Origin of the sequence: Colwellia sp. RE-S-Sl-9 (genome assembly GCF_048296855.1) — a bacterium.
Lineage (GTDB): Bacteria > Pseudomonadota > Gammaproteobacteria > Enterobacterales > Alteromonadaceae > Pseudocolwellia.
Genome location: NZ_CP182631.1, coordinates 2,636,269 through 2,650,921, shown reverse-complemented (window position 1 = coordinate 2,650,921; position 14,653 = coordinate 2,636,269). Strand labels below are relative to the sequence as shown.

Genomic DNA, 14,653 nt, shown 5'->3' with positions numbered 1-14,653 from the left:
CAAAAAAGGAGCCGAGGCTCCTTTTTTAATGTTGGCAGTTTTAGGTACTAACCGCTACTAACGTTATTAACGGATCATCAAGTATAAGCTTGAGTTACCTCTAATAATGTTTAAAGCAAATACGCTATCTTGTTTTTTCAGAATAGCTCTTAGCTCTGCAATGTTGGTAACACGTAGGCGGTTAACACCAATAATCATGTCGCCTGAACGTAATCCGGCAATAGCTGCAGGGCTGTTTTTCTCAACTTCTGCAATGTCTACACCTTTACCGTTTGTGCTGTTTTCTAATTCAGCACCTTCTAGCATACGGTGGATACTTTCAGCTTCAACATTTGCGGTTTCAGACTTTTTAAGGGTAACTTTGTAGGTTTTTTCTTTACCGTCTTTACGTACTACGGTAATTTTTACTTTTTTACCTGCGCCGATAGAACCAATTTTTCCACGTAATTCGCTAAATGATTTAACCATTTGGCCATTTACTTTAGTAATAACGTCGCCGGCTTTAATGCCTGCTTCTTCAGCAGCTGAACCTGGAGTTACTTGCTCAACAAAACCACCTTGGTTGGTTTCTAGTTCCATTGCTTTGGCAATGTCGCTGGTTACACTTCGACCTTGTACACCCAACATGCCACGGCGAACTTCACCAAATTCAATAATTTGGCTTACTAGGTTATTAACCATTGAGCTAGGTATTGCAAAGCCGATACCAACGTTGCCACCACTTGGACCTAAAATAGCGGTGTTAATACCAATCAGTTCGCCTCTAAGGTTTACCAATGCGCCACCCGAGTTACCACTGTTGATTGCAGCATCGGTTTGAATGAAGTCTTCATAGTTTTCGCTGTTTAAACCCGTACGACCTAGTGCACTAACAATACCCGATGTTACCGTTTGACCTAGTCCGAATGGGCTACCTATGGCTATGGCAAAGTCACCTACGCGAATGTTGTCTGAATTGGCTAGCTTTATTTCAGTTAAATCTTTGTGGTCTATTTGTAAAAGAGCAATGTCGCTGTATTCATCACTACCAATTTTTTTAGCTTCTAATTGGCGACCATCTTTTAAGGTAACAATAATTTCATCGGCTTCTGAAATAACGTGATTGTTGGTTACTATGTAACCTTCACTTGCGTCAATTATAACGCCAGAACCTAACCCTCTAAATTCTTGCTCATGTTGTGGGGCTCCTCTTCCTCCGGGTTTACCAAAGAAAAATTTGAATGCTTCAGGTACATTGTTTTTTACTTCATGTGTGCCTTTTACTGAAATAAGTACAACAGCTGGTGTTACTCCTTCAAGCATAGGTGCAAGACTGGGTAACGCTTCTCCACTAACAGCAAAGGGTAAGTTTGCGTTTGCAGGCAAGGCTGTTAACGCGATAGAGCTTGAAAGCAAAGCAGTACTAATAATAAGAGAAAGTTTTTTCATATATCGAATAGCTCCTAAAATATTAAATGAAATATTAAATAAAAAATATGTACAGTCAGAGTAATTATTATCTAACTAAGTTCCTTTTTATTCTGTTCAGGATTTGTAACACTTTGTGTTTTATCTTCAAACAAACCGCTTGGATTACCTGAGTAATCAAGGGGGGCTTCAGTAATTTCTACATCGCTTCTACGAGCTGATTCTTTATGCCTTAATTGCACTGTTTGGGCTAATTGTTCTTGTGTTTCTTGTGAGAAAAAAGGCATTGCAGAAGACTCTTCTGGAGTGGCTTCTTGTAATAACTTAGTACTTTGTGCCATTTGCACCATAGCGTCTTTGCATGTTGAGTGCATTTGCTCAAGTAATTTTGCTGAGCTTTCGAGGTGTTCAGCTACATTAGCTTTGTATTGTTCTAAGGCTTGTTCGCTTTGGTTTACTTTGTTGGTTAATTCTTTGTTTTCTTGTGAAGTGTTGCTCATGGTTTTATTTAAAATAAATCCTAGTATTGCACCACCAATAAAAATTGCTAAACCGATTATAACTGTCATACAAAAACTACCTTAGATAAATGAAATGAAAATTTAAACGTTACCCTCATCACGAAAGTTGTGAGATTAGTTTAAAATTATTGTTTTGCCTTGTTATACTGATCTTTCTTTATATATTGAATATGTTTACTAAAAATTAATTTTCAAGCATTTTTAGCTAAAAATATGTCTTAAAAGCAATATTAGTAATAATGAATGGCCATTGTATGATAAAAAGCTCCCCTATAGAAAAATATAACGCAGATTTGAAGCAAGAAGGATTTCAATATGACGCTGCACAAGAACATGCGGTAAATTGCTTACAACGGTTATTTGAAGATTTACAAAATAAGCCGATCCCTGTTTCTGGCTTTAAAAAAGTATTAAGTGGTTGGAAAAAGACCTATAGCAAACAAAAACCAGTAACCATTAAAGGTTTATATTTTTGGGGCGGTGTAGGGCGTGGTAAAACCTATTTAGTAGACACTTTTTACGATTGCTTACCTTTTAACAACAAAATGCGAGTTCATTTTCATCGTTTTATGCATCGTGTACATGAAGAGTTAAAAACACTTCATGGCCAATCTGATCCCCTCAAAGTAATAGCTGAACGTTTTTCAAAAGAAACATGCATTATTTGTTTTGATGAGTTTTTTGTATCAGACATTACTGATGCCATGATTTTAGGTACTTTATTTGAAGAGCTTTTTGCAAGAAAAGTTATTTTAGTTGCAACCTCTAATATTGTGCCTGACGATTTATATCGAAATGGTTTGCAACGGGCTCGATTTATTCCTGCTATTGATTTAATTAATGAACATTGTGAAATTGTGAATGTTGATAGTGGCGTTGATTATCGCTTAAGAACGTTAGAGCAAGCAGAAATTTATCACTGTCCGTTAGATGAACAAGCGGCGATTAACTTAAATCAATATTTTAAACAGCTATCATGTGAAGATGGAGTGATGGGTAAACATGTGAATATTAATCATCGCGACTTAGCTACAGTACAAGAATCTGAAGGTGTAATTCATTTTGAATTTTCAGTTTTATGTGAAAGTGCGCGTAGCCAAGGTGACTATATGGAAATTAGTAAGCTATATCATACCGTATTAATGGCTAATGTTACGCAAATGACAACAGATCACGACGATACAACAAGACGCTTTATTGCGCTTGTAGATGAGTTTTATGAAAGAAACGTTAAGCTGATCATCTCTGCCGAAGTTGCTTTAGAAGAGTTATATAGTGGCGAACGCTTAAGCTTTGAATTCAAACGTTGTTTGAGTCGATTACAAGAGATGCAGTCTCAAACGTATCTGGCGAGTGAACATATTCCGTAAATTATGGAAAAGTTTAAAAAATAACCTTTTTATTCTTAACAAACTTCTGTATAATCCGCGCTCCCTGCGTTACAAAGGCCTGGTGTTTTTGAATATCAGGCACGGACTCGATACTCGAAGGGGTACAGCGTAGTCTTTTAACCAGTGATTGAATTTTTTAATCACTATTTAAAGTAACATTTATATAATTGGGTTTCTTAATGAAAACTTTTGTAGCTAAACCAGAGAGCGTTGTACGCGAATGGTTCTTAGTGGACGCCGAAGATAAAACTTTAGGTCGTATCGCTACTGAAATTGCTAGCCGTTTACGCGGAAAGCACAAGCCAGAATATACTCCTCATGTTGATACAGGTGATTACATCGTTGTTATCAATGCTGAGAAAGTACGTGTAACTGGTAACAAAGCGAAAGGTAAAATTTACTACTCGCATACTGAATATGTTGGTGGCTTAAAGCAAATTAGTTTTGAACAACTAATTGAAAAAGCTCCTGAGCGTGTTATCGAATTAGCGGTTAAAGGTATGTTACCTAAAGGTCCTTTAGGTCGTGAAATGTACCGCAAGCTTAAAGTGTATGCTGGTGCTGAGCACAAACATACTGCACAACAACCACAACTTTTGGAGCTGTAAGCAATGGCTGATAATCAATATTACGGTACTGGTCGTCGCAAGAGCTCAACTGCTCGTGTGTTTATGAAAGCTGGTAACGGTGCAATTACAATTAACAAGCGTGACATTTCTGTTTACTTTGGTCGTGAAACGGCTCGTATGGTTGTTCGTCAACCATTAGAATTAGTAGAAATGCTTGAGAAGTTTGACTTCAATATCTCTGTTGTAGGCGGTGGTATTTCTGGTCAAGCGGGCGCAATTCGTCACGGTATTACTCGTGCATTAATGGAGTTCGATGAAACTTTACGTGGTGAATTACGTAAAGCTGGTTTCGTTACTCGTGATGCTCGTAAAGTTGAACGTAAGAAAGTTGGTCTACACAAGGCTCGTAAAAAGCCACAATTTTCAAAACGTTAATATTTACCTATACGTTATATTCAAAAAACCAGCTTATGCTGGTTTTTTTATACCTAATTTTAAGGCTTTTTTTTCTTCTATAAAAACCACTCTTGCCTTTGAATAAGAACCATTAACAATAAAGCACTAAAAAAGTAAATTGATTGGCTATAACTGTTGATTTACCTTGTAAAAAAACACTGATTTCTTTATGATCGTAAAAATTTTTTTGTCGCTAGTTTAATTAAACAACCGAGATTAAATTTTTGTTGAAATAATAAAAATTATCGTTGTAGTAATTGAATACTAATTGGAGATTCTGAATGAGCAATGTTCCCGTTAATAACGGCCGACGACGCTTTTTAACTGCTGCTACTTCTGTAGTTGGTGGTGTAGGCGTAGTTGGTGTAGCTGTGCCTTTCATTGGCTCGTGGAACCCAAGTGCTAGAGCGAAAGCTGCTGGTGCTCCGGTTGAAGTTAATGTAAGTAAAATCGAGTTAGGCCAAATGATCCGTGCTGAATGGCGCGGCAAGCCTGTTTATATTATTCGTCGTACTGATGAAATTATAAATGCTTTACCTAATCATAACGATCAGTTACGAGATCCTGAGTCAAGTGAAGCTCAACAACCTGCATACGCCACAAATGCTACTCGCTCAATTAAACCTGAGTTTATGGTAGCTTTAGGTGTTTGTACTCATTTAGGTTGTGCTCCTACTCATCATAAAGGTGATTTTGAAGAGTTTGTTTCTGGTGTTAAAGACGGCTTTTTCTGTCCGTGTCATGGTTCTAAATTTGATATGGCTGGTCGAGTATTCCAAGGCGTTCCTGCACCGTTAAACTTGGTAGTTCCTGATCACTCTTTCCCAACTGAAGACACCTTACTTATTGGTGTTGCACCAGGAGAAGCATAATGAATAGCTTTATGGCTTGGATCGAGAAACGTTTACCATTCATGGATGCCATGAATAAACATGCTATCCAATACCCAGCACCTAAAAATTTCAACTTTTGGTATGTGTTTGGTATTTTAGCGACAGTTGTTTTAGTCAACCAAATACTTACAGGTGTTTGGTTAACAATGAATTACGAACCATCAGGCGATGGTGCTTTTGCTTCTGTTGAATATATTATGCGTGACGTCGACTACGGTTGGTTGCTACGTTATATGCATTCTACAGGTGCTTCAGCTTTCTTCATTGTCATTTATTTACATATGTTCCGTGGTGTTATGTATGGTTCTTACCAGAAACCACGTGAATTACTATGGATCTTCGGCATGCTAATTTACTTAGTATTAATGGCTGAAGCTTTCATGGGGTATTTATTACCTTGGGGTAATATGAGTTACTGGGGCGCTCAGGTAATTATTTCACTATTCGGTGCTATTCCTGGTATTGGAGAAGACTTAACCATTTGGATCAAAGGTGACTATGTTATCTCTGGTGCTACGTTAAACCGTTTCTTCGCATTACACGTTATCGCTTTACCACTTGTTCTTGTAATCCTTGTGTTCTTACATATTTTAGCATTACATGAAGTAGGTTCTAACAACCCTGATGGTTCTGATATTAAGAAACCAAAAGGAAGTGTGAAACCTGAAGAATTATCTAAATTTACTTTCCATGAACAGTACACTAAGAAGTACGATATTGTTGATGCGATACCTTTCCACCCTTACTACACGGTTAAAGATTTAGTAGCGGTTGTTATTTTCTTGATTTTATTTTCTTGGGTAATGTTTTTCTTCCCTGAAGGTGGTGGATATTTCCTTGAGCCGCCAAACTTTACGCCTGCTAATGGTTTAAAAACTCCTGAGCATATTGCTCCTGTTTGGTACTTTGGACCTTTCTACACAGTACTACGTGTTATTCCTGATAAGTTATTAGGGATGATTGCGATGTTTGCTGCAATTGGTATGCTATTCGCTTTACCTTGGTTTGACCGTGGTGTTGTTCGTTCATTCCGCTACCGTAGTAAACTACATCTTTTAAACTTAACTCAATTTGCAATTTGTTTTGTTGCGTTAGGTGTTTTAGGTACTATGCCAGCTTCTGATCTAGCTAACCTAATTGGTAGACTTGCAACTTTAGGCTATTTTGGTTTCTTCATCTTCTTATGGTTTTATAGTAAGGGTGAGAAAACTAAGCCAGTTCCAGAGAGGGTAACAGGATAATGAAAAAGTTTATTTTAGCTTTATTAGCAATTTTTCCTATGCTAGCTATAGCTTCAGGCCCTAGCTTACATTTAGATAAACCAGAGAATGATTTGTCAGATAAAGAATCACTTAAGCGTGGTTTTGAGTCTTACTTAAATTATTGTTTAGGCTGTCACCAGTTACAGTACCAACGTTATAATCGTACCTTTAAAGACTTAGGTATTGATGAAGCTGAAGGTGTTAAAAAGTGGATGCCTACCGGTGAAAAAGCAGGCGACCATATTTTAAATACGATGCCAGCAAAAGATGCTGCAGCATGGTTTGGTAGCACACCGCCTGATTTAACATTAGAAGCTCGTTTTAGAAGTCCGGAATATATTTATACTTATTTACGTTCTTTTTATGTTGATGAAAATCGTCCGTTTGGTGTAAATAATAAGGTATTCCCTGATGTTGGTATGCCACATGTTTTACAAGGTTTGCAAGGTGTTCGTACCGTTAATGAACATGGTGAGCTAAGTGAAGCAAAAGGTGGATCAATGACGGAAGAAGAGTATGATGCTTTTGTTCGAGATTTAACCAACTTTTTAGAATATACTGCTGAACCAAACAAACTTGAGCGTAAGAGCTTAGGTTACTGGGTTATCGGTTTTCTATTTATCTTCTTGATCTTTGCGTACTTATTGAAGAAAGAATATTGGAGAGATGTACACTAGTTAATAGCTGTGTATTGTATCTTTCTTGATTGGGGGCTTTGTGCCCCCTTTGTTAGTTTTTATTTATAGAATTTTGGGAGTCAAAATGGCCGTAACTGCAAACAAACGCTCTGTTATGAATTTATATTCACATGCTGATGATATGTATAGTCATCAAACACGCATCGTATTAGCAGAAAAAGGTGTTGGCGTTGACATACACCTAGTTGATTTGGCAAATCTGCCGGAAGACTTATTAGACCTAAATCCATACGGTACTGTTCCTACGCTTATTGATAGAGAATTAGCGTTATATGAAGCAAGTATTATTATTGAATATTTAGATGAGCGTTTTCCTCATCCACCATTAATGCCTGTTTATCCTGTTTCTCGTGGTAGAAGCCGTTTAATGATGCATAGAGTTGAGCAAGATTGGTATAGCTTAGCTAAAACTATTTATAATGGTCCTGCTGAAGCGGCGACTAAAGCACGCCAAGAACTTAAAGAAAGCTTATTAAGTGTTGCTCCTATTTTAAATGAAGCGCCATATTTTATGAGCGAAGAGTTTAGCTTAGTGGATTGTTACTTAGCTCCGTTATTATGGAGATTACCTGTTTTAGGTATTGAACTTGACGGTCAAGGTTCAAAAGAATTGAAAACATACATGTTAAAAGTATTTGAACGTGAATCTTTCCAAGCATCTTTAACTGAGTCTGAGCGTGAATTACGCTTTGGAAATCCAGTATAGTGTCTGACGTTAAAATGACATCTAATAAGCCTTATATCGTTAAGGCTTATTATGATTGGATTTCTGATAATGAATTAACACCTTATATCATGGTAGACGTAAACGTTTACGGTGTATTGGTTCCTATGGGTTACGTTACTGACGGCCAAATAGTACTTAATATATCTGGTGGTGCTATAGGTGTTATTTCATTAGGCAAAGAAGCTATTGAGTTTAGTGCTAGATTTGGTGGTAAGCTTGAGCATATTGTTGTGCCTTACGGTGCAATAGGTGCCATTTATGCGAAAGAAACGGGTGCAGGTACATCATTACCTATTGAGCATCCAGTTCATGTAGAAGAAGAGCCAAGAACAACGCTAAAAAGTGTTGATAATTCTACGCAGAACACTTCATCTAAAGCTAAGCCGAAAGGTGGCGCTACGCTAAAAGTCATTAAATAGTCTATTTATGCGTAATAAAAAAGCAAGCTACTCGCTTGCTTTTTTTGTGTCTAAAAATTATGAAAGGCAGCTATAAATATTCAAACATTTTATATACTCTGCTTACACCACTGATATTACGTGCAACATTAACGGCGATATCGGCATGATTTTCTGGTAATAACCCCATCAAAAATACTTCCCCGTTTTCTGTGACGACTTTAACATCTGCAGCACTTATTTTTTCATTAGCAAGCAGAGCAGCCTTTACTTTAGACGTTAGCCATAAGTCGTTACTTTTTGTTGTTGCAGAAACGGTGTTACCAATTCTTATTTGGTTATGAACTTTTAAAACGCCATTAATGTTACTTAACGTTTGCATGGCTAAATCACGTAATCTTGTATTAGGTGATTGGCCTACGGCTAATACGCTGCCATTCACGCTAACAACTTGAATATTAGTGTGCTCATGCACCTCGGTAAGTTTAGTGAGCTCGTTGTGGGCAACAAGCTCAATGCGTTGATCATCAATTTGTTTACCTAAAGTTCTGTTGTCAGCGGCAACACTTGCACCACCAACAACAGCAACGATGGCGGCCGCAGCGCAGCCTTGTAAAACACCTATACAAGTTAATACGAGTAAGGTTTGTTTAAATTGCATATTAATCTTCCGCTTGTGGAAATAACGTTGTATCTATAATGTCACATAGACAATGTATAACTAATAAATGTACTTCTTGAATACGTGCTGTTCGTGCTGAAGGAACACGTATTTCAACATCGTTTTCACCCAATAAACCTGCTATATCGCCACCGTCTTTACCTGTAAGTGCGATAATAGGAATATCTTTAGACACGGCAACTTCTATTGCTTTAATGACATTACGAGAGTTACCGCTGGTTGAAATAGCTAATAATACATCACCACTATTTCCTAATGCTCTTAGCTGCTTTGAGAATACTTCATCGTAATGATAGTCATTTGCTATTGATGTTAATGTTGATGTGTCAGTAGATAATGCTATGGCTGGTAAGGGAGGACGTTCAGTTTCGTATCGGTTAAGCAATTCAGCTGAAAAGTGTTGTGCATCGCCTGCTGAACCACCATTACCACAAGAAAGGATCTTGTTACCAGCCAAAAGGCTTTGAACCATAATTGTACTTGCTTGTTCAATAGGCCCTGCAAGCACTTCACTCGCTGCAATTTTTGTTTGAATACTTTGTGTAAAGTTACTTTTTATTCTTTCTAACATGGCGTTATTAAGTTCCGTAGGTGTTAAAAGGCATTTTTAAGCCAGTTAATATTAGGGTTTTTTATGTCACCTTCTAATGCGACTATATCGAATCTACAAGGTGTATTATATTCATTTAATTGCTTTTGTTGCAGGTAATATTTAGCACAAAGGCGTAATTTTTGTTGTTTGCTATGGCTTACTGCAACTAAGCTCCCACCAAACTGATTATTTTTGCGATATTTTACTTCTACAAACACATACATGTTGTTATCAAGCATAATAAGATCAATCTCACCGTACTTGCTATGAAAATTTTGATCCAATAATGTTAAATTTTGTAAAATTAAATATTGAGATGCAAAATCTTCCGTTATTCTACCTGTATCTGTAGTGGTTTGCTTTTTATTCCATATCCACTTCTTTAACTGTTCCATTAGTATATTGTCCCCAGAGAAGGCTTCGCGAAATAATATTATCGGCTCCCATTTTTAACTCTCCTGTTTGTCCATAATGTCTTAAATATGGGAGTTCTTTTAGTTGTTTTAGCTTAGATATAACAAATAAGCTATCGTAACCTAACGCATAAATTCGTTGTAAGCTTTCAGAGCGATTAGGCCATAAGTTTTGACTTGTTATGTTGGCTTCTTTATTTTGCCATGGGCTATCTAGAAGCCAAGGGATTTCTGAAAAAGTTAACCCTACTAAATCCCTGATCTCTGCGTCGTCGTTTGAACCGTCATAGCTTAATGAGCTTGCAAACATAGGTATAGTGTTTGAATAAGTACTAGTGTTCACATCAATAAACGGTTTTATTAAGCGTGTATGCGTAGTGGGCGCGGCAATAAAAATCATGTCGATATCACGTCTGTTACGATTTTCAGTTTCTATTTTTTGTCTTATTTGCGCTTCAAGGTTTCTAATTCGAGCTTTACTAACATCAACGTCTAAACTGATTTTGAGTGACTTTTGCATGTTTTCATTCGCTTCAAGTATTACAACCTCAAGCATAGTACCTGTTAAAGACTGCCATTTATTTGCAAACGAGGTCGCTATTTTTCTACTAACATTATCTTGTGTTGAAAATAATACAGGGTGTTTGTAGTGTTTGTTTGATAGTACCGTTGCGGCTTGAATCGCTTCGTCTTCTCTTTTCATTGAAAAGGCAAAGTGATTCGCACCCAAAATGTCTAAGGTGGGAATATTCAATAATAATGAAGGAAGTTCAATATCGGGTTGTGCAATATATTGATCTACGTTGGGCTTGAGAATAGGCCCAATAACATGATCTATTTCTTCGTCAGTAAAACGTAAACCGAGTGTAGTGAAGTCTAGCTTGTTGGTATCAATAAAAGTTAAGCTAATGTCGTTATTTGTGTATGCAGCTAAAACACCTTGTTGAATTATTTCACCAATACTTTTGTGTTGCCCTGAAAGAGGGAGTAATACGGCAATATTTTTAATTAAAGGGGCCTCAATTTCACTTACAAGTAGTAGTTGCTCAGCAATAAAGTTTGCAGGGTGATTAGGGAATTTTGATTGAAATTTAACTATTTGTTGATCGAGTATAAATTTGTTGTCTCCCCATTTATTCGCTTTGGTAATTAAATCTAACCAGCCATCAAAATAAGGAAGTTGCTGTTTTTTTAGTTGCTGTAATTCCCAGCTAGATAGAGTGCTTAAGTTGCTCCATAAATTCATTATGTCATCGGTAACTACATTATTGTTTAAACTAAAGGCAAGTAAAGCCGCAGAGTTTGAACGAATAGGGTTGTTTTTATTTTTTTCGATAAGAGAAGCTAAGCGGTAATATTGGTAGTTAGCTGCGATTTGATTTTCGTCTATAAGCTTGCTTGCAAGTAATAGCTGTTCTTCTGCATCTTTAAATTTATTTAAAGCGAGTAAGCTTTCTGTTTTTACTAAAAGCGTTTCAAAGTTTTGTGAGTCACTCAAAGGTAACTTGTGGAGTTCGCCCGCTAGCCATAACGATTTTACTGGGTTTTTCTCGGTAATATAGGTGTTAGCTGCTTTTAGCATTAACGCTATAGCTGCTTGTGGGGATGTCTTTTCTGCTTGGCGTAAATAATCGCTAGCCGCAACCGTTTGTTCAGTTACTTCTGATATTTTATTTACCGTAACTGGCTGAGTTGATTTGCTTACTTTTTTAGGTGTAGCACAACTTGAAACTATCAGCACGGTTATAAAAACTGATAAAATCCGCTTTGAAAAAAAATATAATGTTGTTTGGGTCACTTATCATCAATCCATGCTTTATAATATACCCTTATAATAAACGTCATCCACGTTAGTCTCAACTAAAGCGAACATATTACATGCAAACATCTATCGACGCAGGCACTTTGTATATTGTAGCCACTCCAATTGGCAACTTAGCCGATATTTCTCAACGAGCTTTAGATATTCTTAGCCAAGTAGATTTAATCGCATGTGAAGATACCCGTCATACACAAAAGTTATTGTCGGCGTATAGTATTAAAAATAGAACTATGTCGATGCATGATCATAACGAACGTCAACGACAAGAGCATATTGGCAATTTGTTATCTGAAGGAAAAAGTATTGCGCTTGTTTCTGATGCAGGTACCCCCCTGATCAGTGACCCAGGCTTTCATCTAGTTAGGTACTGTCGTCAGCAAAAATTAAAAGTATCTCCTATTCCTGGAGCATGTGCGGCTATTGCAGCCTTGTCTGTAGCTGGCTTACCTACAGACAGATTTTCATTTGAAGGTTTTTTACCGTCTAAATCAGGTGCTCGACAAGCAACATTATCAGAGCTAGCGAATGAAGAACGAACCATGGTGTTTTATGATGCACCCAGACGAGCGATTGATACCGTATCAGACATTGTGACTGTTTTAGGTGGAGAGCGTTATGTTGTTATTGCGCGCGAGTTAACTAAAACGTTTGAAACGATTTATTCAGATACAGCTGAAAATTTACTAGCATGGTTGAGTGAAGACCCAAATCAATTAAAAGGTGAAATGGTATTAATTATTGAAGGGTATAAAGTTGACCCTAATGCGATATCTCCTAAAGTTATTGATACCTTAAAGCTTTTGTTAAAAGAAATGAAACCTAAAACAGCATGCGCCATAACGGCAGAAATTTATGGTGTGAAGAAAAATGCACTTTACGATATTGTTTTGTCGTTAAAGGACTAAGCGTAAATAAACTATTTTGTTATTGGTGATAGCGACGCTTTACTGTAGAATGCGGCGCGAGTTGACCAGACAATCGCTGCTTTATCGTTGTATTTCATGTTTCGACATTAGGTATACGGGTAGAGGGGAGGAAAGTCCGGGCTCCAATGAGCAGGGTGCCAGGTAACGCCTGGGCGGCGCAAGCCGACGACAAGTGCAGCAGAGAGAAGACCGCCGATGACCGCTTGCGGAACAGGTAAGGCTGAAAGGGTGCGGTAAGAGCGCACCGGACCACTGGTAACAGTTGGTTGCAGGGTAAACTCCACCCGGAGCAAGACCAAATAGGGTTTCATATGGCGTGGCTCGCGTTGAAACCGGGTAGGTTGCTTGAGCCTTAGAGTGATTTAAGGCCTAGACGAATGATTGTCCTAGACAAAACCCGGCTTACGGTCAGCTCACTAAATCTAGAAATACGGAAAGCCTCAGTAGAGATACTGGGGCTTTTTTGTGTTTAAAATACAGTTAATTAAACGAGACGAATGATTGTCCTATTCGTAAGCTTTTATCGCCAATCAGTACATGCCTAAAGTTATTTATAATTCCAGCTTGTGTGGAAATATCAATATTATTTCGGCATTGCCCAAATAGATTTAATATCTAATAAGCCGGTATCAACTAGGTTTGAATCTAGGTCTGTTCTATTAAAACTGGATGCGGAAAATATTAGCTCAAAATTGGAATTAGCATTTCCCAATGACTCGAAATGCTGTTTAAACTCGTTAGATGACAATCGTGTTTGATTGGTTAAATATTTAGCCATCTGAATAACTGAGGCATCGGAAAAACCAGCGAAAATGTAAAAGAGGTTACCGCTTGGCCCTGAAAACTGGGCAAAAGTACCATAGTCCGTATATTCTTGCTCTAAATCACCAGTAACACTGTAAACTCGCCCCGAGCTGTTGTGTTTAAGCGAAGGGGGGGCTGCTTTAATTTGAAAATTGGAGCCTTCTAAATAAGAGTCTAATAACCCAAGTGATTTATATAACCCCAGATAAACAATATTGTAGTCACGTAAATCACTTGCGGTCAGCTCAGAGGCCAATCGGATAGTGGCTGGTGACTCCTCTGTAAACAAAGGGAGTATATGCTGCAGCGCGTACACACTATTCTTAAGTAAAAAGGCGCTTGATGCTTTATTTATTTTGGTGCGCTTTTCTGGATGTTTATTTAAATAATCTTCAAATTGAAGGTCGGAATTGATACCAAATTCACGTATAGCTCTAAGGAGCTGAGTTTGAGGATCTAGTTCAGTTAGCATGTATAGATCGCCAATCACAATTAAGGTGGCTTTTGGGTTTGAAAGCAAAGGTTGCCAAAGGGCGTGTTGCTTAAGGCTTTTAAACTGACTGATTTCTGTATTTTTTTCTGGTTTGGTAACACGCTTTTCTAATAAATAACTTGCAACTAAAACTAAGTTAAGTAACACCGATAGCGTAATTGCAGCAATCAAAAAATAATTATTTTTAACATTTTTCTTGTTGTTTTTAATGGGGGGTTCTTGCTTTGATACCCAATTAAATTCTAACCCATAAGCGCCTGTTGGAATGCTAATCTGAAACGCTTCGTTTGTGCCTTCTGTTTGATAATAGGTTTCTAATTTTTTACGCAAATTTGAAATATAAACTCGAATTGAAGCATCTTCAGCGGGGTTGAAATCGTTCGCTTTATCTAAAGCTCCCATCGCTATTTCAAATTCTTTTGGGGCTTTAGCATCGTCATTATTTTCTAACGAATTCAAATGGTAGTTCACCAAGAAACTTAGTAATTTACAATTAATTTTAGAACGTTCAAATAGCTTGCTGCGCTTTATGCGTTCAAGTTGCTCGATAATGGCACTTTTACTAGGGTTGTCAGCTGATTTTTTTTGAATATTCATGT

General features: G+C 37.4%; 16 protein-coding genes and 1 other RNA gene. 10 read left to right on the top strand and 7 right to left on the bottom strand.

What is annotated here, in order from left to right:
• Window positions 1-66 precede the first annotated feature (66 nt).
• Window positions 67-1,428, bottom strand: a complete 1,362-nt coding sequence (locus ACM9HF_RS11335; protein ID WP_473608038.1) for a Do family serine endopeptidase — start codon at window positions 1,426-1,428, stop codon at window positions 67-69.
• Window positions 1,429-1,499: 71 nt separating this feature from the next.
• Window positions 1,500-1,976, bottom strand: a complete 477-nt coding sequence (locus tag ACM9HF_RS11330; RefSeq protein ID WP_473608034.1) for a Z-ring associated ZapG family protein — start codon at window positions 1,974-1,976, stop codon at window positions 1,500-1,502.
• Between the two features lie 206 nt (window positions 1,977-2,182).
• Between ACM9HF_RS11330 and zapE the strand changes: the two genes are divergently transcribed.
• The 8 genes from zapE (at window position 2,183) to ACM9HF_RS11290 (ending at window position 8,343) form a co-directional block, all read left to right on the top strand.
• Entirely contained in the window at window positions 2,183-3,298 is a 1,116-nt protein-coding gene (gene zapE, locus ACM9HF_RS11325; protein ID WP_473608029.1) for a cell division protein ZapE, read from the top strand.
• Between the two features lie 200 nt (window positions 3,299-3,498).
• Window positions 3,499-3,927: a 50S ribosomal protein L13 gene (gene rplM, locus ACM9HF_RS11320; RefSeq protein ID WP_473608026.1), complete on the top strand. Its 429-nt coding sequence runs from the start codon at window positions 3,499-3,501 to the stop codon at window positions 3,925-3,927.
• A gap of 3 nt (window positions 3,928-3,930) precedes the next feature.
• A complete protein-coding gene (gene rpsI / locus ACM9HF_RS11315) occupies window positions 3,931-4,323 on the top strand; it encodes a 30S ribosomal protein S9 (RefSeq protein ID WP_077342589.1) in 393 nt (130 codons plus the stop codon).
• 302 nt (window positions 4,324-4,625) lie between these two features.
• On the top strand, window positions 4,626-5,216 hold the full coding sequence (petA, locus tag ACM9HF_RS11310) for a ubiquinol-cytochrome c reductase iron-sulfur subunit (protein WP_473608020.1): 591 nt from the start codon (window positions 4,626-4,628) through the stop codon (window positions 5,214-5,216).
• A complete protein-coding gene (locus ACM9HF_RS11305; protein ID WP_473608016.1) occupies window positions 5,216-6,478 on the top strand; it encodes a cytochrome b in 1,263 nt (420 codons plus the stop codon). The genes petA and ACM9HF_RS11305 overlap by 1 nt, the downstream gene beginning before the upstream one ends.
• Window positions 6,478-7,176, top strand: coding sequence for a cytochrome c1 (locus ACM9HF_RS11300; protein WP_473608013.1), 699 nt, complete (start codon window positions 6,478-6,480; stop codon window positions 7,174-7,176). Before ACM9HF_RS11305 ends, ACM9HF_RS11300 begins: the two co-directional genes overlap by 1 nt.
• An 85-nt stretch (window positions 7,177-7,261) precedes the next feature.
• On the top strand, window positions 7,262-7,903 hold the full coding sequence (sspA, locus tag ACM9HF_RS11295; protein WP_473608009.1) for a stringent starvation protein SspA: 642 nt from the start codon (window positions 7,262-7,264) through the stop codon (window positions 7,901-7,903).
• On the top strand, window positions 7,903-8,343 hold the full coding sequence (locus ACM9HF_RS11290) for a ClpXP protease specificity-enhancing factor (protein ID WP_286133224.1): 441 nt from the start codon (window positions 7,903-7,905) through the stop codon (window positions 8,341-8,343). The genes sspA and ACM9HF_RS11290 overlap by 1 nt, the downstream gene beginning before the upstream one ends.
• A gap of 70 nt (window positions 8,344-8,413) precedes the next feature.
• On the opposite strand, the gene ACM9HF_RS11285 is transcribed toward ACM9HF_RS11290, so the two are convergent.
• Genes ACM9HF_RS11285 through ACM9HF_RS11270 form a run of 4 tightly spaced genes read right to left on the bottom strand, consistent with a single transcriptional unit; the run spans window position 8,414 to window position 11,750 of the window.
• Complete coding sequence (locus ACM9HF_RS11285) at window positions 8,414-8,983, bottom strand: BON domain-containing protein (RefSeq protein ID WP_473608003.1); 570 nt, start codon at window positions 8,981-8,983, stop codon at window positions 8,414-8,416.
• 1 nt (window position 8,984) lies between these two features.
• On the bottom strand, window positions 8,985-9,575 hold the full coding sequence (locus ACM9HF_RS11280) for a phosphoheptose isomerase (RefSeq protein ID WP_076417250.1): 591 nt from the start codon (window positions 9,573-9,575) through the stop codon (window positions 8,985-8,987).
• Window positions 9,576-9,598: 23 nt separating this feature from the next.
• Complete coding sequence (locus ACM9HF_RS11275) at window positions 9,599-9,991, bottom strand: YraN family protein (RefSeq protein ID WP_473607996.1); 393 nt, start codon at window positions 9,989-9,991, stop codon at window positions 9,599-9,601.
• Window positions 9,960-11,750 (bottom strand): penicillin-binding protein activator, encoded by a 1,791-nt coding sequence (locus ACM9HF_RS11270; protein WP_473607992.1) that lies wholly within the window; start codon window positions 11,748-11,750, stop codon window positions 9,960-9,962. Before ACM9HF_RS11270 ends, ACM9HF_RS11275 begins: the two co-directional genes overlap by 32 nt.
• A gap of 137 nt (window positions 11,751-11,887) precedes the next feature.
• On the opposite strand from ACM9HF_RS11270, the gene rsmI reads away from it, so the two are divergent.
• Window positions 11,888-12,736 (top strand): 16S rRNA (cytidine(1402)-2'-O)-methyltransferase, encoded by an 849-nt coding sequence (rsmI, locus tag ACM9HF_RS11265; RefSeq protein ID WP_473607988.1) that lies wholly within the window; start codon window positions 11,888-11,890, stop codon window positions 12,734-12,736.
• A 57-nt stretch (window positions 12,737-12,793) separates the two neighbouring features.
• An RNA gene (rnpB, locus tag ACM9HF_RS11260) (RNase P RNA component class A) lies at window positions 12,794-13,177 on the top strand.
• Window positions 13,178-13,340: 163 nt separating this feature from the next.
• On the opposite strand, the gene ACM9HF_RS11255 is transcribed toward rnpB, so the two are convergent.
• Window positions 13,341-14,651 carry a helix-turn-helix domain-containing protein gene (locus tag ACM9HF_RS11255; protein WP_473607984.1) on the bottom strand — a complete coding sequence of 437 codons (1,311 nt, stop codon included), beginning with the start codon at window positions 14,649-14,651 and terminating at the stop codon, window positions 13,341-13,343.
• Window positions 14,652-14,653: the final 2 nt, after the last annotated feature.

What these genes read in the sequence shown, in the direction of transcription:
- ACM9HF_RS11335 (WP_473608038.1), bottom strand. Translation starts at nt 1,428, where the DNA reads ATGAAAAAACTTTCTCTTATTATTAGTACTGCTTTGCTTTCAAGCTCT.
- ACM9HF_RS11330 (WP_473608034.1), bottom strand. Translation starts at nt 1,976, where the DNA reads ATGACAGTTATAATCGGTTTAGCAATTTTTATTGGTGGTGCAATACTA.
- zapE (WP_473608029.1), top strand. Translation starts at nt 2,183, where the DNA reads ATGATAAAAAGCTCCCCTATAGAAAAATATAACGCAGATTTGAAGCAA.
- rplM (WP_473608026.1), top strand. Translation starts at nt 3,499, where the DNA reads ATGAAAACTTTTGTAGCTAAACCAGAGAGCGTTGTACGCGAATGGTTC.
- rpsI (WP_077342589.1), top strand. Translation starts at nt 3,931, where the DNA reads ATGGCTGATAATCAATATTACGGTACTGGTCGTCGCAAGAGCTCAACT.
- petA (WP_473608020.1), top strand. Translation starts at nt 4,626, where the DNA reads ATGAGCAATGTTCCCGTTAATAACGGCCGACGACGCTTTTTAACTGCT.
- ACM9HF_RS11305 (WP_473608016.1), top strand. Translation starts at nt 5,216, where the DNA reads ATGAATAGCTTTATGGCTTGGATCGAGAAACGTTTACCATTCATGGAT.
- ACM9HF_RS11300 (WP_473608013.1), top strand. Translation starts at nt 6,478, where the DNA reads ATGAAAAAGTTTATTTTAGCTTTATTAGCAATTTTTCCTATGCTAGCT.
- sspA (WP_473608009.1), top strand. Translation starts at nt 7,262, where the DNA reads ATGGCCGTAACTGCAAACAAACGCTCTGTTATGAATTTATATTCACAT.
- ACM9HF_RS11285 (WP_473608003.1), bottom strand. Translation starts at nt 8,983, where the DNA reads ATGCAATTTAAACAAACCTTACTCGTATTAACTTGTATAGGTGTTTTA.
- ACM9HF_RS11280 (WP_076417250.1), bottom strand. Translation starts at nt 9,575, where the DNA reads ATGTTAGAAAGAATAAAAAGTAACTTTACACAAAGTATTCAAACAAAA.
- ACM9HF_RS11275 (WP_473607996.1), bottom strand. Translation starts at nt 9,991, where the DNA reads ATGGAACAGTTAAAGAAGTGGATATGGAATAAAAAGCAAACCACTACA.
- rsmI (WP_473607988.1), top strand. Translation starts at nt 11,888, where the DNA reads ATGCAAACATCTATCGACGCAGGCACTTTGTATATTGTAGCCACTCCA.
- ACM9HF_RS11255 (WP_473607984.1), bottom strand. Translation starts at nt 14,651, where the DNA reads ATGAATATTCAAAAAAAATCAGCTGACAACCCTAGTAAAAGTGCCATT.